The organism is Paraburkholderia sprentiae WSM5005 (genome assembly GCF_001865575.2).
Lineage (GTDB): Bacteria > Pseudomonadota > Gammaproteobacteria > Burkholderiales > Burkholderiaceae > Paraburkholderia > Paraburkholderia sprentiae.
Window position 1 is genome coordinate 461339 of sequence record NZ_CP017563.2, and the last position, 19681, is coordinate 481019.

Annotated in this window: 19 protein-coding genes and 3 pseudogenes; 10 read left to right on the forward strand and 12 right to left on the reverse strand. The window is 59.7% G+C overall.

Going from position 1 to position 19681, the window contains the following annotated elements:
* Nucleotides 1-115 precede the first annotated feature (115 nt).
* Entirely contained in the window at nucleotides 116-811 is a 696-nt protein-coding gene (locus BJG93_RS30650) for an FRG domain-containing protein (RefSeq protein ID WP_231337666.1), read from the forward strand.
* 256 nt (nucleotides 812-1067) lie between these two features.
* Here BJG93_RS30650 and BJG93_RS30655 read toward each other — a convergent pair whose 3' ends face one another.
* A complete protein-coding gene (locus BJG93_RS30655) occupies nucleotides 1068-1787 on the reverse strand; it encodes an SDR family oxidoreductase (RefSeq protein ID WP_027194230.1) in 720 nt (239 codons plus the stop codon).
* Between the two features lie 125 nt (nucleotides 1788-1912).
* On the opposite strand from BJG93_RS30655, the gene BJG93_RS30660 reads away from it, so the two are divergent.
* Nucleotides 1913-2818, forward strand: a complete 906-nt coding sequence (locus tag BJG93_RS30660) for a LysR family transcriptional regulator (protein ID WP_027194231.1) — start codon at nucleotides 1913-1915, stop codon at nucleotides 2816-2818.
* A gap of 193 nt (nucleotides 2819-3011) precedes the next feature.
* Here BJG93_RS30660 and BJG93_RS30665 read toward each other — a convergent pair whose 3' ends face one another.
* The gene (locus BJG93_RS30665; RefSeq protein WP_027194232.1) at nucleotides 3012-3221 is read right to left on the reverse strand and encodes a hypothetical protein; all 210 of its coding nucleotides are present in this window, start codon (nucleotides 3219-3221) and stop codon (nucleotides 3012-3014) included.
* 275 nt (nucleotides 3222-3496) lie between these two features.
* Between BJG93_RS30665 and BJG93_RS30670 the strand changes: the two genes are divergently transcribed.
* Together BJG93_RS30670 and BJG93_RS30675 are read left to right on the forward strand one after the other, a co-directional pair.
* The gene (locus BJG93_RS30670; protein ID WP_027194233.1) at nucleotides 3497-4246 is read left to right on the forward strand and encodes a hypothetical protein; all 750 of its coding nucleotides are present in this window, start codon (nucleotides 3497-3499) and stop codon (nucleotides 4244-4246) included.
* A gap of 890 nt (nucleotides 4247-5136) precedes the next feature.
* On the forward strand, nucleotides 5137-6204 hold the full coding sequence (locus BJG93_RS30675) for a purine-nucleoside phosphorylase (protein WP_027194234.1): 1068 nt from the start codon (nucleotides 5137-5139) through the stop codon (nucleotides 6202-6204).
* A gap of 251 nt (nucleotides 6205-6455) precedes the next feature.
* Here BJG93_RS30675 and BJG93_RS30680 read toward each other — a convergent pair whose 3' ends face one another.
* Nucleotides 6456-6863, reverse strand: a complete 408-nt coding sequence (locus BJG93_RS30680) for an OsmC family protein (protein WP_027194235.1) — start codon at nucleotides 6861-6863, stop codon at nucleotides 6456-6458.
* 39 nt (nucleotides 6864-6902) lie between these two features.
* Here BJG93_RS30680 and BJG93_RS36585 point away from each other — a divergent pair.
* Nucleotides 6903-7022: pseudogene (locus BJG93_RS36585) on the forward strand (IS6 family transposase); the annotation flags it as partial.
* A gap of 151 nt (nucleotides 7023-7173) precedes the next feature.
* Here BJG93_RS36585 and BJG93_RS30685 read toward each other — a convergent pair.
* Complete coding sequence (locus BJG93_RS30685) at nucleotides 7174-7578, reverse strand: DUF3331 domain-containing protein (RefSeq protein WP_231337667.1); 405 nt, start codon at nucleotides 7576-7578, stop codon at nucleotides 7174-7176.
* Nucleotides 7579-7610: 32 nt separating this feature from the next.
* Complete coding sequence (locus BJG93_RS30690) at nucleotides 7611-8903, reverse strand: NAD(P)/FAD-dependent oxidoreductase (RefSeq protein ID WP_027194236.1); 1293 nt, start codon at nucleotides 8901-8903, stop codon at nucleotides 7611-7613.
* Between the two features lie 135 nt (nucleotides 8904-9038).
* On the opposite strand from BJG93_RS30690, the gene BJG93_RS30695 reads away from it, so the two are divergent.
* The 4 genes and pseudogenes from BJG93_RS30695 to BJG93_RS30715 all read left to right on the forward strand — a co-directional run bounded on the left by BJG93_RS30695 (nucleotide 9039) and on the right by BJG93_RS30715 (nucleotide 11834).
* Nucleotides 9039-9710 carry a TetR/AcrR family transcriptional regulator gene (locus BJG93_RS30695; protein WP_027194237.1) on the forward strand — a complete coding sequence of 224 codons (672 nt, stop codon included), beginning with the start codon at nucleotides 9039-9041 and terminating at the stop codon, nucleotides 9708-9710.
* 72 nt (nucleotides 9711-9782) lie between these two features.
* Nucleotides 9783-10484, forward strand: a pseudogene (locus tag BJG93_RS30700) (UxaA family hydrolase); the annotation flags it as partial.
* A gap of 134 nt (nucleotides 10485-10618) precedes the next feature.
* Nucleotides 10619-10973: pseudogene (locus tag BJG93_RS30705) on the forward strand (LysR substrate-binding domain-containing protein); the annotation flags it as partial.
* A 705-nt stretch (nucleotides 10974-11678) separates the two neighbouring features.
* Nucleotides 11679-11834, forward strand: coding sequence for a hypothetical protein (locus tag BJG93_RS30715; RefSeq protein WP_154671687.1), 156 nt, complete (start codon nucleotides 11679-11681; stop codon nucleotides 11832-11834).
* Nucleotides 11835-11943: 109 nt separating this feature from the next.
* Here BJG93_RS30715 and BJG93_RS30720 read toward each other — a convergent pair whose 3' ends face one another.
* The 6 genes from BJG93_RS30720 to BJG93_RS30745 are packed head-to-tail and all read right to left on the reverse strand — an operon-like array spanning nucleotide 11944 to nucleotide 17135.
* Nucleotides 11944-12843, reverse strand: a complete 900-nt coding sequence (locus tag BJG93_RS30720; protein WP_051374181.1) for an amidohydrolase family protein — start codon at nucleotides 12841-12843, stop codon at nucleotides 11944-11946.
* Entirely contained in the window at nucleotides 12840-13925 is a 1086-nt protein-coding gene (locus BJG93_RS30725; RefSeq protein ID WP_051374182.1) for a GntG family PLP-dependent aldolase, read from the reverse strand. The genes BJG93_RS30720 and BJG93_RS30725 overlap by 4 nt, the downstream gene beginning before the upstream one ends.
* Nucleotides 13926-13942: 17 nt before the next feature.
* A complete protein-coding gene (locus tag BJG93_RS30730) occupies nucleotides 13943-14677 on the reverse strand; it encodes an amino acid ABC transporter ATP-binding protein (protein ID WP_027194238.1) in 735 nt (244 codons plus the stop codon).
* An 18-nt stretch (nucleotides 14678-14695) separates the two neighbouring features.
* The gene (locus BJG93_RS30735) at nucleotides 14696-15382 is read right to left on the reverse strand and encodes an amino acid ABC transporter permease (protein WP_034477386.1); all 687 of its coding nucleotides are present in this window, start codon (nucleotides 15380-15382) and stop codon (nucleotides 14696-14698) included.
* A gap of 10 nt (nucleotides 15383-15392) precedes the next feature.
* A complete protein-coding gene (locus tag BJG93_RS30740) occupies nucleotides 15393-16169 on the reverse strand; it encodes an amino acid ABC transporter permease (RefSeq protein ID WP_027194240.1) in 777 nt (258 codons plus the stop codon).
* 36 nt (nucleotides 16170-16205) lie between these two features.
* Nucleotides 16206-17135 carry an amino acid ABC transporter substrate-binding protein gene (locus tag BJG93_RS30745; RefSeq protein WP_027194241.1) on the reverse strand — a complete coding sequence of 310 codons (930 nt, stop codon included), beginning with the start codon at nucleotides 17133-17135 and terminating at the stop codon, nucleotides 16206-16208.
* Nucleotides 17136-17152: 17 nt separating this feature from the next.
* Here BJG93_RS30745 and BJG93_RS30750 point away from each other — a divergent pair, with 17 nt between their 5' ends.
* Nucleotides 17153-18220 carry a LysR substrate-binding domain-containing protein gene (locus tag BJG93_RS30750; protein WP_322786933.1) on the forward strand — a complete coding sequence of 356 codons (1068 nt, stop codon included), beginning with the start codon at nucleotides 17153-17155 and terminating at the stop codon, nucleotides 18218-18220.
* A gap of 179 nt (nucleotides 18221-18399) precedes the next feature.
* Here BJG93_RS30750 and BJG93_RS30755 read toward each other — a convergent pair whose 3' ends face one another.
* A complete protein-coding gene (locus BJG93_RS30755; RefSeq protein ID WP_027194243.1) occupies nucleotides 18400-19614 on the reverse strand; it encodes a D-amino acid dehydrogenase in 1215 nt (404 codons plus the stop codon).
* Nucleotides 19615-19681: the final 67 nt, after the last annotated feature.

Genomic DNA, 19681 nt, shown 5'->3' on the forward strand with positions numbered 1-19681 from the left:
TCGAACATACAGATGTAAAAATGCCGAGAAACGTCAGAGAGTCAATCCGATGTGCCTGAGCGATAGTTGACCTATCAGCCGGGCGTTACCTTTCCTCGATCACAAGGGAGCCATCGTGCGCAAAGTCGTTTTGGAGAGCTTTTCTGCGTTCGTAAACGAAACCGAAGTATTCGATCTTGTCGCTACTCTCGTGCTATTCCGGGGCCAAGCAATCGAAGGCGGACTTTTACCCGGGATCGCCCGAATCAACCCCCGGACTGATACGACGGCCCAGGAGAAAGAGGCGCTCGCTCAACTCAAGCTGATGGGAGCCTCTTTTCCAGACTTGAATCAACCGACGCAGCTTGACCTGCTAGTCGTCGCTCAACATTCTGGTCTGAGGACAAGACTACTGGACTGGACCAGTAACCCGTTAGCGGCCCTCTGGTTTGCTTGTGCGGATCTGAGGGATGGCGATACCTACGTCTACGCCTTAGCCGCTGACAAACTCCAGAAGACAGGCCTATATGAAGTCAAAGATCCTTTCTCGGTGCCGGTCACGCGGGCGTTTCAACCTCGTTTAAACAACCCGCGGATTCTGGCGCAGCATGGATGGTTCACCCTTCACAGGTATGCGCCGGGCCCTGGCGCATTTGTTCCTCTAGACGTCAATCCGAAAACGAGAGGCGAACTGACGGAAATTCGAATCCCTGCTCAAAACCGGGCAGATATCTTACGCTCACTCGATCGTTATGGCATCAGCCGACGAACTTTGTTTCCCGACGTCGAGGGGTTGTGCAGATTCCTCAACTGGAAATTTGATTTAAATTGACCATCGGTAACGGTCTCATTTTGCTGGTCGATCGACCACTTGCTAGTATGGATCAGCAGTCTGAGTGTCCGAGCGACGTAGCAGACGAAGGTCCGCTTCTGGCCGAACCCGGAAGTTCGTCGTCGGTCGGTGACCCGCGGTCCTCCCGTGGTGCTGAGCTTCCGCAGTCGACCCATTGCCGACGGTCGACGAAGCGTGACGTCATCGGCAGCTTTCAGGGTGTAGCGGTCATCGTTTTCTTCAAGCGCGCTAGTAATCAGACCAGCACGCCACCGCCGTCCACAATTATGGTCTGTCCCGTAGCATAGCGATTGGTCATCAGATAGACGTACGTTTGCGCGAGGTCCCCCGCCTCGCCGACACGACCGACTGGCAGGGCCGCGCCGCTCGCGGCGTAGAGCGCTTCGCGCTCGAGTTCGGGCAAGTCATCCCACAACGGCGTGCGCACCAAACCGGGACTCACGAGGTTGACGCGAATGGGCGCCAACTCCACCGCGAGTGCCCGTGTGAGACCTTCATTCGCGCTGCAGACGCTGGCCAGCGCCGCCCACCCCTTTTGTGGCCGCAAGCTCGCAATACCGCTGGTCAACACCACGGAGCCGCCGGGACGGAGATACGGCGCCGCATGTTTGACGGCGGCAATGGCGCCGAAGACTCGCAGTTCGAAAATCTGACGCACCGTAGCGAGGTCCATGTCGGCGAGCGCCCCGCTTCGCAACGAATCCCCCGCGCTGTAGATCAGATGGTCGAAAGCGCCGATTTGCCCGAAAAGCGCGCGCACGGCGGACTCGTTATTCAGATCGACCGTGTATCCCTTGACCCGGTCGCCGAGTCTCGCGACGGCTTTGGCCACTCGCTCACTGCGCGATGAAACAACGCTCACCGAGGCGCCGGCTGCCAGCGCGGCTTCAGCCGTGGCAAGGCCGATTCCTGAGGTGCCGCCCAGCAGGACGACCTGTTGATGCCGAAGCTTCATGCTTGCAATAGTCATGGTTGAGTCCTCGCTGTGGTTTGTAGTTGAAGCCATGACCCTAGTATTATTCATTAGCTTGACTTGATAAACTCGGAATCTTTTCGAACACTCATTAATAGAACTTTGGAATGGATCGATTCAGCAGCATGGCAATATTTGTACGCGTGGTAGAACGCGGCAGCTTTACCGCCGCGGCCGAAGGCAGCGGTATGACGCCCACGATGGTCGGCAACCATATTCGCGAGTTGGAGCGACGCCTCGAAGGCCGGCTGCTGAATCGCACCACGCGACGTCAAAGCCTGACCGAACTCGGCATGCGCTATCACGCGCGATGCCTCGAAATTCTGGCGATGGTGGATTTCGCCGAGCTTGATGCGCGAGAAATGCAGAGCAGCCCGCGTGGCCGGTTGCGGGTGAGTTGCCCTGCTATCTATGGCACGCGTGTGCTCGTACCGGCGCTTGCCACGTACCTCGACCGCTATCCTGAGGTTCAGGTCGAGCTGTCCCTAAGCGATCGCTTCGTCGATCTGGCGGAAGAAGGTTTCGACGCCGCCATCCGCGCCGGTGTACTGCCGGACTCGGGCTTGATTGCGCGGCCGTTGACCCATTCGCCGCGTATCGCCTGCGCATCACCGGCCTATCTGGCGCGCCATGGGCAGCCGCTGGTGCCAGCCGATCTGGTGCAGCACAACTGCCTCGCTTTCATGGTCGCGACTGGACCCGAACGTGAATGGCGTTTCCTACGTCCCGATGGCAATGGCGTGGAGCGCATCGCGGTGCGTGGGCGTCTCGACGTCAATGGCGGCCTAGCGCTTCGCGAAGCCGCGCTCGCGGGACTGGGGGTGATTTTTCAACCTCAGGTAATGCTGCAGGAAGATCTAGACGCGGGCCGGCTCGTTCGTCTTTTCCCCGACTGGCCGGCGCAGACCTGGCCCATCCATGTGGTGCACCTGCCCGATGCGCACATGCCACCGAAGCTGGCGAGTTTTATCGCCTTTCTCCAGGAAACGTTGGGGCACGATAGCGAACCGTAGACCGGCCATGTTATGGGCTTGAATGGCGAGTCTGGTCGATCACACGCCTAACACTCTCGGCTCGCGAAAGTCCGCTGCTTGAGCGGAGCCGCCGCTCGAATGACGTGTAGCGGCGACGGCGAATGGCGGCTCCTGGGCCGCTTGTAGCCGCTCGGTGTTTACGACCAAGGTGCGATTCGGGCTCCGCTCGCCGTCAACGGTTCAATTCGTTGGACAGGTAGGCGTGGCGTTGCTTGCTGCCCTTCGTCATCGAACCATCAAGGTTGATTTCGTCCAACAGTTCGCCATCGACATTTAGCACATGACGTATCCGATGCGACGCCATCTCTTTCGCGCGCAGCCCGAGACCGAATGAGCAGTACAGGAGAGCGATGTTTCGCTGCGCGTGGACTTCTTTCTTCACAGCGTTGACGACGCGACGGAACTCCGATTTCGGTCAGTACCTTTGCCTGACCTTCCCGCACAGATCACCCCGAAAATATTTACAAGGTGTTCGACTGCCGAAATTTAAAGGCATTCTATCCAGTCCCTGTGGCCTCGTACACTGGCAAGGTGGCTCAGGCATTCGGAATGTTTTCCTTTTTGTATTTCCTAAACATTTTCCAATTCATGCCGATATTTCTCTCTATGGCGACCATGCCGTACGCGAAGATCAATCAAAATTAGTGGAAATCGTCCATGTGGAAGAAAAACCCCCGAAAAGAAAATTTACCGAAACCAAGAGTTTTCAAATCCCGGCTAACGACGATTCGGACCCAGCAGGGTAAATCGACCGAGTCGAAATCGAATCTTGTCGGCAGACTGACGTCGATCGCAGCATTCGTGAGCCTGATGATTTCCGTTCCGCTTGGATTTAAGTCGCTTTACGATGGATTCAAGACGAAGTCGGACGAACTGTCAATCCGGATTACATCGTATGAACCTGACGGAAAATACGTCAACATCGGCGTGGTTTACGACAACACAGGAGATTATTCGGAAGTAATCAATGGTGTCACGTCCTCAATAGGAGTTGCCGTTCATGGTGATTCGGCCCCAATGACATTCGAGCAAGGGCGCTGCATCAAACCGATATTACTTAAGCCGAACGAAACCGCCATGGTTCGATATCGCGTTCCGTTCGACACGAACGATGAAAAAATTCCCAATCTCCTGGAAATAGACAAAACGAAATTTTCCGCCACATTAAATTTCGACATAGTCAACAGAAAGAGGGGTGTCATGCACGCCCCCATTTATATTGGTGACTTGAAGCCTTGGCGCGAAGGTCCGTTTAAAGACGATGTCAACTATGAATTCGAGACCATCGACTTTCCTGTGAATTTTTCCATAGGTGCACCGCGAATCACTCTCGGAACATATCCGCAGTCGCCGGAATTTATACTTCCGGATACATGCGGCAGCTCTTCCCAGTCCGCCTCGAATTAGAGGTATACCACTAGACAACAGGCCAGCTGCCTAGATCGCCGTCAGGGACGGCCGGGCGGCCGGCCGGCCGGACAGGTCAATTCAGGCTGGCTGGGACACTATCGCAAGCCGCAGGCGGACCTTGGAATCGACCCCATATACAAATTCAAGCGTGTCACTCATTGAAGGAAAAAGTGCTACTTGAAATGCTTGTTGAAACGATCCCATTCGACACGCTGCCCGGTGGCGCCTGCGTCTCATGCTGGACAGGAAGCCGACGTTCGTAAATCTCGTCTGAGCGACTGAAACTGGCCGACTCGTGCCCGACGACCGAGCCCCAACGCCGCCCCGAGGTGCCCTGCGAGACTTCGGAGTCTCCCCGAGTCATGCTGCCTGGTGCGCGCACCGCGTCCCTGCAGATGCACCGCCGACCGCGCGCACGTGCTGTTCTGGAAGGTTGACGAACGAAGGCCGCCTGACGAACACTCGACTCGACACGTTTCTTTACCATTACGTTACGTGTCGATGCGAACGATGGATGGAGCCCGCGTTCGGTGCACGGTCGCCCACAGCCTCCAGCAGGTTCGAGGATCACCATATCGCGGAAGTTTTCGACGACAAGGGCATCGGTGTCTGTCGATGCGGCCTGAATCAGCTGCGATGCACGAAGCGGCGGTTGTCCATTGATGGCCAGTCGCTGCACGTTGTGTCCGCCGTTGCCGTGTCGTCCGCGTGCAGATCCGCTTCCGCTTGCCCATACGCATTTTTCTCTGCTTATACTCATAGTCACCTGAACGACTCACGCCCAGGTCCCACGCTGCATGCCGACAAAAAGCCACGACGTCAGTCGAAAACTGGCACGCGAATCACGTTTCGGAACCGCAGTACTTACATATCAGGTGGGACCTCTTATGCTAAATCGTGCTTTTGGTGCTGCAATTTCATCGTTGCTGGTGGCAGGCGCAGCAGTTGCACCGGCCATCGCACATCCCGACGACAGCTTCGCGCAGGACGACGGCGCGTCGCACGGCCGTCCGGTCAAGGTGATGATCATTTCCATGTTCGGTCCGGAAGGCCAGGTGTGGCTCGATCATCTCGGACCATGGCAGGACATCTCCGTAGCGGGTCTGTCCGCCGACTACCCGGCCGTACACTGCAATCACCAGGAGGTCTGCGTGATGACGACGGGCATGGGGCACGCGAATGCCGCCGCGTCGATCATGGCGCTGACGTTCTCGCCGCGTTTCGACTTGCGTCATACGTACTTCATGGTGGCGGGCATCGCTGGTATTGATCCGCTTCAGGGGACCGTCGGTTCGGCTGCGTGGGCGAACTGGCTCGTCGACTTCGGGATTCAATGGGAAATCGACGGACGCGAAATTCCGCCGGGCTGGAACACCGGCTACCTCGGCATCAACACGACGGGCCCGACGCAGAAGCCGCCGCTCGACTATCGCACCGAAGTGTTCCAGCTCAACCCGGCGCTTTCGCACGCGGCATTCGCGCTGTCGCGCAACGTGACGCTGACCGACGACGCACAGGCGCAGGCTGCCCGTGCCAAATACAGCTATGCGCCCGCAAACCGTCCGCCGACCGTGATCCAGTGCGACACGCTGGCGGGCGATACCTGGTGGTCGGGCACCGATCTGGGCGAGCGCGCGCGGCAATGGACGAAGATCCTGACGGACGGCAAGGGCACCTATTGCACGACCCAGCAGGAAGACAACGCGACCTTCGAGGCGCTGACGCGCGCGGCGACCGTGCATCGTGTTGATCTGAACCGTGTAGCGGTGCTGCGCGCTGGCTCGGACTTCGACCGCCCGTATGCGGGCCAGTCGAGCGCGGACAATCTGCTCAACTACTCGTCGCAGGGCGGCTTCACGATCGCGATCAACAATCTGTTCCTCGCGGGTAATCCGCTCGTGCAGGACATCGTCGCGCATTGGGGCGAGTGGCGCGATGGCGTACCGCAGCGGTAGCGTGTTTGCGAGCGGGTGAAGGGTACCGCGTGCCGGTCCGAGCAGCGATCGTGTGCACCGTTGTCGTCGGCTGCCGCTCGGCGAGCGGTGGCGACGGCTACGCCAGCGCGACCGGTGGTGCGCTCGGAGCACCGGCATGCGCCGTCACGCGATCTGACGAAGCCATCTCAGCATTTGTGCTCCTACCTCACCGTAGGCCGCAGAAAATCTGTCAACACCCGGATGTTGATGCGGGGCAGGGCCTTTGCCAGTCATGCAACGCGCAGCGTTGTGTCGATGCGCGTGCCGCGCTTGATGAAAAGCGTGACCGGCGTCTTTTCGCAGATTTCGGCAAGGCGCGCGCGTTGCGCCTCTTCAAGCGGTCCGTCGACGGCAACGCCGCGGCGGATGTACTGGGTCCCGTCGTGATCGGCATGCAGGCTGACCTCAACGGCGATCGTGGCGGCCGGCCAGGTCTTGCGCTGCATGTACATGCGGAGCGTGGCGGCCGTGCAGGCGGCAAGCCCGGAGAGCACGAACTCGAATGGCGCGGCGCCGCGATCCTGGCCGCCTTCGTGCGGGCCTTCGTCGCCAGTTAGTGGGTGGTGACCCGCCTCGATGGCGACGACGTAGTTGGGCGCGTCGGCGGCAAGGCGCGCAGTAGCGGAGGCTAGCGGCACTTGTAGCTCCTCGGTGTGGTGCGGTCTTGCGGGCGATATCAGCGCGAAACGCCCATCAAGATCCGCCAGTTGAAGTTCTTGGACAATATCATCGAACAAGTCCGCGATCACGCTGCGTACTCGTGGCTGCTCGGGTTCAAGTATCTCGGGTGCGCGCGAGCCGAAGCTCAAGTAGCTGAAAATGACATGGATGATGGGCGGTGTCACGTTCATCGCCGCTGATAAACACTTCGCGCTCCCGCAAATCGGGCGTGGTAAAGGAAAACGGGCGCCCGCGCAAAAGCGCCTTCGTCGAAACGACGATGGGCTACTAGCAACATGAATCAGCGAAGGCACGGTCAACTGCGATCACGAGCATCATGGCAGCGGCATTGGCTGGCGGTGGGGTGGTCTTCGAGGGGCGGTAGATCGCATCGCCAGCAACGATGGGTTGTCCGCTCAATGCGCAGATGCCCGATCGTCTTGCTGTGGCAAGACGCCAAACCTGTTCGCCGTATCTGCAGCCTCGTGGATCGCTCCACGAGACGGTGGTCGTTCGCGGGCTGATTCGATCAAGCACAGTGATCGCAACGGCGCCGTTATCATTCGACTGAGGGCTCCATGCGTACGAATCGACCATATGCCTGACGCGAGCCGTCATTTGATGGGCACAAGCGGCATCAAGCTGGCCGACAGTGCACTGCCATGTGATGTTTTCCGTCATGTACTGATCCATTCCCGTGCTTCTGTAAAAATGTGAGCTGGCCTTCAATTCAGTCGTATCTTCGGTCGCACGAGGCCGTTGATCCGCTCTGCTGTCCACAGCAGCGTGGCCTTGCCGAAACCGTGCAAAGCCTGCTGATGCTGCCGGTAGAGCATGGCGTGGCTGAGTTGCGCAAAACGGCCCTTGATAAAGCCGCCACGGAAGAACCCGAACTGGCCGAGCGTCCCGAAAGCGTTGTAGTCGCTCAGCGACACGAGCGCGCCGAAGTCGTGAAATGCAAAGTCGGGCAATGAGCCTCCAGCAAGCCACCCCGGCAAGTGCTTCGCAAGAAACTGGGCCTGTTGCGTGGCAACCTGCGCGGTGGGCGCAAGCGGGCGCTCATTGCCGGTTAGCGTCAGCGTCGAGCAGTCTCCGAGAGCGAATATCGTGTCGTCATCCAGCGCCTGCAACGTTGGTCTGACGCTGATCTGATTGGAACGATTCGCCGCGATCCCATCCAGCTTGCCCAGAAAATCAGGCGCCTTGACGCCCGCCGCCCATACCGTCAAATCTGCCTGCTGCATGCTGCCGTCGCCGAGCCGGAGTCCATCCGGTTCGGCAGCGGTCACTCGCGTGCCCGTTCGCACCGTGAAACCGATATGCCGCAACTGTGCCTCGCTGGACTCCGACACCGCCGGCGGAAACGCCGCCAGTACGCGCGGTGCACTTTCATAAAGCGTAAGGTTTAGGCGTGAGTGGATGCCAGGGTCGCCATAACTCGCGGCCACTTCGAGCAAATGGCTCAATTCCGCTGCCAGTTCGACCCCGGTCGCCCCGGCGCCGACAATCGACACTCGCAACGGGCTATTCGTTACGACACTCTGGAAGATGCGGGTGCGCAAGGCTTCGTTGAAGACCTCGGCCTGTGCCTGACTGTCGATGAAATGGCAATGCTCGAGTACGCCTGGTGTGCCGAAATCGTTGGCCTGGCTACCCAGCGCAAGAATCAGCACATCGTATTCAACCGTGCGCGGACCGATGACGACTTCGCCAGATGGCGATCTGAGTTCGGCCAGCCTGATGACGCGCGCATCGCGGTCCAGGCCTTCCATTTCGCCTGGCTGGTAGTCGAAACCATGGTCGCGGGCGTGGGCGAGATAGATGACCTGCTGTTGCTGGACATCGCGGGTGCCAGCCGCGATGGTGTGGAGCATGGGCTTCCAGATGTGCGTTGCGCTTTTGTCGATCAACGTGATGTGGGCGAGACCGCTGCGACCAAGCGTGTTGCCCAGCCTGGTTGCCAGCGGAAGTCCTCCAATGCCGCCACCGACGATGACGATCCGGGAGCGTTGATTCATGTAAATATTCTACGGTTGATGAATTAATGCGATACTACAGGTTCGAGGCGCTCAAGTCAAACCAGGCGCCGCAGTCATGCGCGCTGCGGCACCAGTTAAACTTCCGGGCTTTGCCTGAACAGATCTAGCATCCTTATGAAACACTCGAACGATAACGCTGACAACGTTAGGACCGCAGCCTCGCCGCGCCGGCCGCGTGGTCGCCCGGCCTGCAATGACGCGGGCGGCGCGGATGCATTGCTTCGAAGCGCGCGTGGCGCGTTCGCGAGAGGCGGCTACGAGGCGACGAGCGTGCGCGAAATTGCCAGAGCGTCGGGTGTCGACCCAGCGCTTGTCGCGCATCATTTCGGTTCGAAGGAAGCGCTGTGGCTCGCCGTGGTGGATCAGATCGCCGACGAAACAGCGCGAATGATCGCGAAGATCGCAGCGCTACGGGGGATGCCCGATCTGGCGCCGCGAGCGCGCGTCAAGGGGGCGGTGTCGGTCCTGATAGATCAGGTGTTTTTGACACCGGACGTGGGGATGTTCTTTTCGACTGCTGCGACGGAAACCGGGGAGCGCCTTGACGTGTTGATCGAGCGGGTGGTGCGGCCGTTTCACGATGTGTTCGTGCCACTGCTCGCTGACGCGATTGACGCAGGCGAGGTCCCTCAACAGGATCCCGAAATCATGTTCTCGCTGCTGGCCAACGGCATCAGTAAAACCGTCGCGTATAGCCACGTGCTGAGCCCGTTTTCCTCGCTGCCAAGGCGGCCGAAAGCATTCAAGCAGGCTGTGCTGGCAAGTGCACTGGCGATGCTAGGCTGAATCGGGTGGCGATGCATCAAGGAAGCGCGGTTGTGATGACCGGTGAAGCGGTACACCGTTTTGGCCAGATCCGCGACATTTCGCGGTATTGTGCGTGAAGACGGCCGTGTGGCAACGCGCAATTACATCGGCATCCTTACCTCGGTGAATTGCTCGGCGACGGTCGCGCGAGCCATTGCCGACTATTTCCGCCGCGACACGCATCCTGACGCGCTGGCCGCGTTTCCGAACGTCGATGGCGTCGTCGCGCTCACCCATGGTTCGGGTTGCGCCATCGACTCCGAAGGCGACGGTCTCGCGATCCTCCAGCGCACCCTTGGCGGCTATGCGTGCCATCCCAACTTCGCGAGCGTGCTGGTTATCGGCCTGGGCTGTGAAACGAACCAGATTTCTCGGCTGCTCGAAACCCAGCGGCTCAAAGAACACGAACGGTTGCGAACCTTCACGATTCAGGACACCGGTGGCACGACCCTGACAATTGCAAAGGGTATCGAACAGGTCCGGCAGATGTTGCCCGACGCGAACGACGTTAAGCGGGAAACGGTTTCGGCAAGTCATCTCACCATCGGCCTTCAATGTGGTGGGTCGGACGGATATTCCGGCATCACGGCCAATCCCGTACTGGGTGCAGCCGTCGATCTGCTCGTGCGGCACGGCGGTACTGCGATTCTGTCGGAGACGCCGGAGATTTATGGCGCCGAGCACCTGTTGACCCGCCGCGCAGTAACGCCCGAAGTGGGACAGAAGCTGGTCGATCGCATCCAGTGGTGGGAAGCATAAGGCACTACGCGGCAGGCGAATGAAAGCTTTCCAATAGACTGTGCTTCCCAAGCTTGATCTTTGCGAACGCAATGCCGAACCTATTCATGCCCCGATCTTTCATCGCTGTGTGCGTTTCGCTGTCGGCGCAACACGATTGCGTGATTTACACACTGTTGGCTACTGGGGCGACGTGGCGGTTCAGGGATGCCGAAGTTCCGGTCTCGGGTAGAGGATTCGGATCAACTCCCCGGAAGCTGCCCGCGAATCTGTTAGCGCGGGTCTCGGGATCGGGCAGGGGCCAGCATGGCTGTTCGAAGAGGGACTTAAGCCGGTCGTCTCCAGGTCGTGCTAGCTGACTTTGCCGCCCCTGCCGTTCCGCTGCAAATAGGTCTACGCAGCAAACCGCCTCGTCCCAAAGAGGGCGATCGCGTTCATGATTTTATCGCCGAAGCGTTCGCGAAAATTCCACAACCCAATACCGGACGCCGGCCGCTTGTCTAATCCTCCAGTCAAAAACTGCCTCTTGATCTCGGAGGCAGAGCAAGGGCCTGTCTCTCGAAGTTGTTGGCTTTGAACAGGCAAAAGGTGGAGTGCGTTACCCGGCAGCGGAATTCGCCGAGATTACACCTGCAGCTAACTCAGGAGCGATTCTCGATGCGCGCCCGTCTTCATGACGCCACATTGAACCACATCGAGAGGCCACGGGATTGGTGACCGACCGTCGGCGCCCGCCGTACCGTTCCAGACTTAACGCTGGCGTTTCAGTGGCTGTTGCCGAAGCATGCATTTGCGGCTTCCGCCGGCGACAGGCCTGCGTGGAAGTGGTCCTAGAGACGCTTTATGATCGTCGCATCAGGGTGATACGACGGGTGCACAAGATTCGCCGCGACAGCTTCGTCGTACCAGGCACACGTCCACACCTCCAGCTCTCGAGCATATTCCAGCGTTAGTCGTTCCGACTCATCAAGCATTTTTTGCCCTCCACTCCATTCCTGGACTCGCCAGGCGTTGGATCGCTGCGCAGATCCCGCAATCGTGCTGCACTCCGGGGAAACACTCATCGCCGGTCGTACGGGCTCGGGCGGGAATACGCACCACGCACCGTCATTGTGGCGGAAGAAGAAAATTGCAAGCGGACCTGCAGGTCTCGATGTCTCAACGCAGACATAACCTCTCGGACTCGAGCCTGTCCGACTGAATCGGGTTATGCGAACCGGCATTGCCGGCGTGGGCGCAAACCTTTTCTCGATCAGCGAACGCAAGGACTTCTCCGCGTTTTCCATCGGCCATCCCTTCGAATTCGTTCCGGTTGACGCAGCCGCGGCCTGTTGCAATCGCCACTACACGGCTTGTACCGCCTGAGTTCGATCACTTTGCACGTTTCGCCGGGGGGTATCGCGACAACCTGCGGATGGTCACCATGACGTATACCTTGACGTGCGGCAGGCCCATACATCATGTCTAGTGCCGTTCACCTTAACGTCAGGCTTTCTGCGGCAAGCAGGTTCGTCGGATCGCCGAAACCGTAAAGTCTCGCGGGATTATCTACGAGGATCTGACGGCGGGTGGACGCGCATCCAGTCCATCGGTTCAGACCGGCAATAATGTTTGATGGCTGCGGACCGGGCCTCATTGACGTATGTGGCCAATCGCTGCCCCAGACCAGGCGATCCGGAGCAACACTGATCCAGTGTTGGGCCATCACGTCCATATCCGAAAACGTGCCGGCCTCTCCGATCAGTGAGTCGAGATAAGGTGCCGACAGCTTGAGCCACGCGCGACCAGTCGTGAGCCATCGTTCGACAAGTCCTCTGGCTGGGTGCGCTAGTCCAGCCCGTATTGGCAGCCGGGCCAGATGATCGAACACGAACTCGGTAGGAATGCGATCCAGCAAATTGCTGTACTCGACGATCTGGGCGGCAGTCCAGTGCAGCTGTAAATGCCAGCCGAGCTCATGCACCCGGTGGCTCAACGTCTCGACCATTTCAAAACTGGTGGGCGCATCGTCGGATGTGTAGAGCGTGAACCGGATGCCGCGAATGCCGCCAGCGTTAAGCGCATCAAGTTCGCCATCGGTGATGTCTGGCCGGATGGTCGCGATGCCGCGTGCCCGGTCGATGCCTAGCTGGCGGATAGCATCCAGAGTAACGGTGTTGTCTACATCGTAATTTCGCGGGGTGACAATCACGGTGCGGGTCGTGCCGAAGCTCGGCTGAACCTGCCGATAGTCGTCAACGGTTGTCGGCACCGCCGACATATCATCAGCAGCAAGCGTTTGCCTGAACCTGGCGTCGAAGATATGGATGTGTGCATCGCATGCGTCGGCGGGTACGTGGTGCTGCACCTCGGTTGAAGCGGCCTGTCTTTTCATGCCTGCCCCTGCTTTTCTAACACTTGTGCGAACGCGTCGACGGTGTGACTGATATCGGCATCGTCAATATGGCGATGGGTCACGCACCGGATAGTTTTTTCGCCCCACGGACGAGTCAGTACGCCCAATTCGGCTAGCGCTTTGACCCATTGATGACTGGACATTCCTGTTCCCCCGACGTGCACCTGCACGATATTGGTTTGAGGTTCACCGGCGGCAAAGGGCAAGGGCGCGCCTAGCGCGTTCAGACGCGTGCTAAGCACGCGCGCCTTGGCGTGGTCGTCCGCAAGTCGCTTGCTCATGGTCCGCAGGGCTTCAAGGCCGGCGGCGGCCATGATGCCTGCCTGGCGCTGCGTGCCGCCAAGCATCTTGCGATATGCCCGCGCTCGCGCAATTGCGGCATCGCTCGCCGCGAGCACCGCGCCAACAGGTGCGCTCAGGCCTTTGGAGAGACACAGCGAAACGGATTCCGCATGTTGCGCAAGCGTCGCCGCGGGCAGGTTGAGTGCGGCCGCCGCATTCATCAGGCGCGCGCCGTCTATGTGCACGGATACGCCGGCCCCCCGCGCAATCTGATGCGCACCCTGCATATGTGCGAGTGGCAATACAGCGCCGCCGGCATTGTTGTGTGACGTCTCCATCGCGATGAGGCCAACTCGGATCCTGTGGGAACCGGGCCTGACGGCCGCCTCGAGCCGGTCCAGATCCATCGCGCCGGCCTTGCCTTCGATTGGCGTGTAAGCAAGGCCAGCAAGCAACGAGCCGCCGCGCTCGGTGGTGAACATATGGGCGCTCGATTCGAGCAGTACCTGTTCGTGCCGTTGCGTATGAGCAAGCACTGCGAGCAGGTTCGCCATTGTGCAGGTGGGCACATAGAGCCCGGCGTCCTTGCCTAGCATCGCCGCAACGGCGGTTTCAAGCGCATGGACGGTCGGATCGCCATCGAGACCATCATCGCCGACTGGCGCCTCACGCATGCACGCATACATGGCCTCGGTCGGGCGGGTGACGGTATCGCTGCGCAGATCTGCCAGCCGCGCGTGATGTGCGTGGCGGGAATCAAAAATGGGAAAGTCCTGCATATCGGCTCTTTGAAAGGCTAGTGATGGAGGATCTTCGACAGGAAATGACGCGAGCGCTCGCTGCGTCCCGCGGTGCCGCCAAAGAAGTCGTCCTTGCTGCAGTCTTCGACGATGCGGCCGCCGTCCATGAAAACGACGCGATCGGCGACGCGTTGCGCAAATCCCATCTCATGAGTGACGACCATCATCGTCATGCCATCGCGGGCAAGATCCGTCATCACGTCGAGCACTTCGTTCACCATTTCCGGATCGAGTGCCGACGTCGGCTCGTCGAACAGCATGACGGCTGGATCCATCGCCAGCGCCCGGGCGATGGCCACGCGCTGTTGTTGACCACCTGAGAGTGCTGCGGGATATTTGTCCCGATGCGCCGCGAGACCGACCCGTTCAAGAAGCTGCATGGCCCGTTTCTGGGCCGCGCCGCGATCGCGTTTGAGTACGCGCGTCTGGGCGAGGCACAGGTTCTCGAGGACGCTTAGATGCGGAAACAGTTCGAAGCCCTGGAAGACCATGCCTGCGCGTGAGCGGATCTTGCCAAGATCGACGCGAGGTCCGGTGACGCCGATCCCGTCGATATGGATTTCGCCTCGCTGGACAGTTTCGAGACCGTCGACGGTCTTGATAAGCGTAGATTTGCCCGAGCCGGACGGACCGCACACCACGACCACTTCGCCTGCGGCCACCTGCGTGCTGCAGTCGGTCAGCACCCGGAAGGCGCCATACCACTTACTGATATTTTCAATCTGGATCATAGAGATTGGTCAGCCGGATCAGTGCGCGTGCCGCGCGGTTTCGAAACGTTTGATGAAACGCGATGCGCCAAAGCAGATAACGAAATAGACGAGCGCGGCCAACACGTACATCTGCACCGTGCTGCCATCGCGAGCCGCGATTTCGGAAGCTGCGCCGAAGAAATCGGTCATCGAAAGCACATACACGAGGGACGTGTCCTGGAACAGCGTAATCACACGCGTCAATAATGCAGGTGTCATGTTGCGCACGGCCTGAGGCAGCACGACCGTGATCATCGTCTGACGATAACTGAGCCCAAGCGCGAGACCTGCCTGCACCTGTCCTCTTGCGATGGACGCAATGCCGGCGCGCATGATTTCGCAGAAGTAAGCGGACTCAAAGAGCGTGAACGTGATGACAGCGGAGCGATACGCGCCGACGTCGACCGGAGTGGGCGAATGTACGATCCATGCACCGACGTACGGCGCGAGGAAAAAGAACCAGAAAATCACCAGCAGCAGCGGCACGGAGCGCATGCCGTTGACATAGAGCGTTGCTGGCGTAGAGAGCAGCCTGGATGGCGACATCCGGCACAGCGCGAGCAGCGTACCGAGCATCAGGCCGAACGCGGCAGCGAGTGCGGTGAGCGTCAGCGAAAAAGTCAGGCCGACTTTCAGCAGATACGGCAACGAGGCGGCAATTTCTTTCAGTCCGAGGAAGGTCATGATGTCTGTCCTAAGATTGCTCGACTTGGGACAGCGGCGACGCGGACGATACCTTGCGCGAGCCGGCCGACGGCGCCGCTAACCTACGCTCGACAAGCATCAGCCCATAGACGACCACGCTGTTGATCGCGAAGTAGATCAGCGTCGCGGCGCTGAACGCTTCGAAGGTGTGAAAACTGAATTCCTGCATCGACCGCGCCGCTCCCGTCAGTTCGAGCAGGCCGATCGTCATCGCGACCGAAGAGTATTTGATCGTCGCCATCAACTCGGACGTGAGCGGCGGCACCACGACCCGAAACGCCTGCGGCAGGATCACGAAGCGGTACGCCTGGAATCCGGACAGACCAAGCGCGAGCGCGGCCTGCCGCTGGCCCGCGCGCAGCGACCGGATGCCGGAGCGCAAGGTTTCCGCGATGCGCGCCGTGCCGTAGAAGCCGAGACAAAGCAGCGCGGGGAAAAACTGGCCGCACGGCTGCTGGATCTGTTTGATGGCGGTGCCGAGTGACCTGGGAAGCAATTCCGGCAGCACGAAATACCAGAGAAACATTTGCACCAGCAGCGGCACGTTGCGGAACAACTCCACGTACGTCGCAGCAATAGTTCGCGCGATCTTCGAATCGACCGTACGCATCACGCCAATGATCGAGCCGAGCAGCAGCGCGATAGCATAGGCGCTCACCGCGAGTGCAACGGTCCAGCATGCTCCGATCTGCATCGTCTGCAGGTAGGTATGGACACCGTCGGGCGAGAGGTCGTTGAAACTGGCCCAGTTCCACTGATAGTTCATGGCTGCGCGGACTTGAAGTAGGGTTGCTTAAGTGGCTTATTGATAGGCCGCGGGATCGCCGGAATCGGACGGATGTTCGAAGGCATGTTTAAGCTCGGCGCTCATCGGATACTTCAGATTGATGCCATTCGGCGGCACCGGCGCGTTGAACCATTTGTCGTACATCGCGTAAATCTGTTTTGACTTCATGAGCTCGAGTACCGCGCCGTCCACGGCCTGCTTGAAACGGGGATCGTCCTTGGGTTCGACGATGCCGTACGGCGCGAGCAGCATTGCCTTCGTGCCAATCACATAGTCCTGTGGCTGGTCTGACGTTGCGACCAGACCGTAGGCGAGCCCGTCGTCCGTCGAGACGGCCATCGCGCGGCCGGTCTTCACCGCGATGAAAGACGCCGCGGTGTCGTTGACCGGGAGCACCGAAATGTTCAGATGTTGCTGCGTGCTGATCTGCTGGATGACCTGCAGGTCCAGGCCCCCCGCAAGGCTCGTCACAGTCTTGCCCCTGAACGCGGCGGGCGTGTTCACATCGAGCCCACTGTCCTTGCGGGCCATCAGCACGACCTTCGCGACGTACGTAGTCGGTGCGAACGAGACGAGCTTGTGGCGCTCGACCGTGTTGGTGGTGTTGCCGCATTCCAGATCGATTGTGCCGTTCGCCAGTAGAGGCAGACGCGTGGCCGACGTCACGGGCAGATAGCGGATTTTCAGATCGGCAAGGCCAAGCGTGCTCTTGAGACTGGCAGCGATGCGCTGGCATATTTCGACCGAGTAGCCGACCGGTTGATGGGCGTTGTCCAGATAGGCGAACGGCAGCGAGGTGGTCGGATAGCCGACGGTAATCGTGCCGGTTTCCTTGATGCGATCGAGCCGGCTGGAGCTATCCGCATAAGCTGTGCTCGTCAGGCCAAGTCCTGCGTAGAACCCGGCGAGCGTCATCGCAGCGGTCAGGATAGAGGAAAGTTTCATGTCCTTAGTTTCCCTTAGTGATCGATATTGACCGCGATTCCGGACCGCTGCAGTGCGATTCAAAACAACGGAACCTGCTGAACTACGAACTAAATATCGGTCACCATTATGCTAAAGTCCAATGCGTCTCTCGCATTGAACGATACAGAAACGATATGCAGAAGCTAAAGTTAGGATTTCGCCACATCGAGGCTTTCCGTGCGGTCATGTCGTCAAACTCGATGACGAACGCCGCTCGCGTCATGCATACATCGCAGCCGCAGGTGAGCCGCCTGATATCGCAGCTCGAGAGCATTACGGCGTTCCCGCTTTTCGAACGTAACGGTAGCCGGCTCAATCCCACCCAGGACGGATTGCGTTTTCATCGCGAAGTGGAACGGACCTTCGCCGGGCTGGCGGAACTTGAATCGGTGGCTGCCAACATCCGTTCGTTCAGCGCAGCGCGGCTGAGCATCGCCGCGATGCCGCGGCTGGCGGGCGATCTGCTCGTTAAGGTTGTCGCTGAATTTCACGCTGCGCACCCGGATGTTCTGGTGTCAATTCACTCTGGCAACGCGGTGAATGTGGAAGAGTGGGTCCGCTCCGGCTTCTGCGATACGGGACTGGCTCTGCTCACCGGGGATGCGCCTCACATCCGCCGCGAGACGATCGCGACTCTCCGGTGCGTCGCGGTGCTGCCGAAAGACCACCCACTTTGCCGCCTGCGCAGGCTGAAACCCGCGCACTTCGCAAATCAGCGGTTCATCGCACCCACCGGAGAAAGCGCGCTCAGATCCACGATTGACGATGTATTCGCGGCCGGGCATGTGTCTCGTCAGATCGTCGCGGAGGCAAGTCTTGGTTCGTCGGTGTGCGCGTTGGTGCGCACAGGCATGGGCATCAGTCTGGTCAACCCGCTAGCAGCTCGCGATGAGTTTGTTAATGGAGGGATCGAGGTGCGGCCCTTCGCGGTGAATATACCGAGCGAGGTTGCGCTGCTGTTCCCGCCCTACCAGGCTCAGACCCGCCTGGTAAGTGCATTTGCACAGATAGCGCGTCCGGTTATCCGCGAAGAGATGGAAGTGCTGAATAAAATGTACACGTAGCCGGCGATGGATAGCCTGAAGCGCCGACGCCGTTGCGGAAGGAAAGAATGCCGGGCAGGGCTGCTGCGTTGTCCGAAAGAACCACTGCCGCGACGAGGCAGCAGGCGTGTCAAAGCGCTGCGCGATCGAAGCGGCCGCCATTGGACATTGACCGCTTCGAGATCGACGCCTTCGTTAGTTCAAGTTTCGATCGCCTGCGCAAGCGATTCCGCCGTTGCGGCGGACAGGGTCCAACCGAGATGGCCATGTCCCGTGTTGTAGAAAACGCCTGGGCGCTTGCCGCGTCCGACTCGCGGCAACATGCGTGGCAGCATAGGGCGCAGGCCCGCCCATGGAATGACCCGCGCGGTGGAGACTTCCGGGAACAGGCGGCGGGTCCATTCGACCAGCGGCGTCACGCGGTCCGCACGAATGTCGCGACTGAAGCCGTTGATTTCAGCCGTGCCCGCCACGCGGAAACGATCGACGCCGAGCCGGCTCGTGACAATCTTGGCTTTGTCGTCGAGCAGGCTGACCCAAGGCGCCGCGCGGCGGCTTTGTTCGTCGTCGAGGCAGACGGTGATTGAATAACCCTTCACCGGATAGACGTTGACGCGGTCGCCCAGCATGGCGCCGAACGCGCGACTGCCGACACCTGCGCAAACGACGATCTGTTGGAAAACGTCCACGTTCCGTGCACCCGCGTTCGTCGCGTCGATGGTGAAGTGTCCGTCACCGCCTTGCTTGATCGAGTCGATCGACGTGTCGTAACGGAATTCGACACCGCGACGCACGCACGCGTCGGCCAGACCGCGCGTGAACTTGTGAATGTCGCCCGTCGAATCGGACGGTGTGAAAAAGCCGCCGTAAAACTGGCCCTGCAACGCCGGTTCGATGAGACCAATTTCGTTCGCGCCGACGGCATAACGATCCAGGCCGCCTTCACGCAGCAGCACGTTCACTCGCGCGGCGGCGTCATAGTCCTTGCGATGCGCATAGATATGCAGGATGCCGCGGCGCTCCAGATCGAACTGGATGTCTTCGCGCTCCGCAATCGAAAAGAGATGCTCGCGTGCGGCCAGCGCGAGGCGTACCGTTTCGATGGTATTCACGCGGTAGTTCGGGATCTGCCGCAGGAATTCGCCCATCCACGAATACTTGTGCCATGAAGGAGACGGATTCAACAGGAGCGGAGCGTCGCGCGTCAGCATCCAGCGCAGTCCTTTCAGGACGGTGGCCGTATGGTTCCAGACCTCCGCATTGCTGACCGAAAGCTGTCCCCCGTTCGCAAACGAGGTTTCCATCGCCGCATAGCGATGGCGTTCGTAGACGGTGACATTGAAGCCGCGGCGGGCGAGGGCGTAAGCGGTCGTGACGCCGGTGATCCCGGCGCCGATAATGGCGATTCGTGACATAAGATGGTCCAGATCGAGTTGAGCATCCCCGGTTGGCTGCGATCGCGATGCTTCGCGCAAGACGGCC

Excerpts from the sequence above, each read along its gene's own strand:
- BJG93_RS30740 (WP_027194240.1), bottom strand. The coding sequence starts at position 16,169 with ATGAACTATCAGTGGAACTGGGCCAGTTTCAACGACCTCTCGCCCGAC.
- BJG93_RS30655 (WP_027194230.1), bottom strand. The coding sequence starts at position 1,787 with ATGAAGCTTCGGCATCAACAGGTCGTCCTGCTGGGCGGCACCTCAGGA.
- BJG93_RS30730 (WP_027194238.1), bottom strand. The coding sequence starts at position 14,677 with ATGATCCAGATTGAAAATATCAGTAAGTGGTATGGCGCCTTCCGGGTG.
- BJG93_RS30690 (WP_027194236.1), bottom strand. The coding sequence starts at position 8,903 with ATGAATCAACGCTCCCGGATCGTCATCGTCGGTGGCGGCATTGGAGGA.
- BJG93_RS30755 (WP_027194243.1), bottom strand. The coding sequence starts at position 19,614 with ATGTCACGAATCGCCATTATCGGCGCCGGGATCACCGGCGTCACGACC.
- BJG93_RS30660 (WP_027194231.1), top strand. The coding sequence starts at position 1,913 with ATGGATCGATTCAGCAGCATGGCAATATTTGTACGCGTGGTAGAACGC.
- BJG93_RS30735 (WP_034477386.1), bottom strand. The coding sequence starts at position 15,382 with ATGACCTTCCTCGGACTGAAAGAAATTGCCGCCTCGTTGCCGTATCTG.
- BJG93_RS30675 (WP_027194234.1), top strand. The coding sequence starts at position 5,137 with ATGCTAAATCGTGCTTTTGGTGCTGCAATTTCATCGTTGCTGGTGGCA.
- BJG93_RS30725 (WP_051374182.1), bottom strand. The coding sequence starts at position 13,925 with ATGCAGGACTTTCCCATTTTTGATTCCCGCCACGCACATCACGCGCGG.
- BJG93_RS30670 (WP_027194233.1), top strand. The coding sequence starts at position 3,497 with ATGTGGAAGAAAAACCCCCGAAAAGAAAATTTACCGAAACCAAGAGTT.
- BJG93_RS30695 (WP_027194237.1), top strand. The coding sequence starts at position 9,039 with ATGAAACACTCGAACGATAACGCTGACAACGTTAGGACCGCAGCCTCG.
- BJG93_RS30715 (WP_154671687.1), top strand. The coding sequence starts at position 11,679 with ATGCGAACCGGCATTGCCGGCGTGGGCGCAAACCTTTTCTCGATCAGC.
- BJG93_RS30685 (WP_231337667.1), bottom strand. The coding sequence starts at position 7,578 with ATGGATCAGTACATGACGGAAAACATCACATGGCAGTGCACTGTCGGC.
- BJG93_RS30720 (WP_051374181.1), bottom strand. The coding sequence starts at position 12,843 with ATGAAAAGACAGGCCGCTTCAACCGAGGTGCAGCACCACGTACCCGCC.
- BJG93_RS30745 (WP_027194241.1), bottom strand. The coding sequence starts at position 17,135 with ATGAAACTTTCCTCTATCCTGACCGCTGCGATGACGCTCGCCGGGTTC.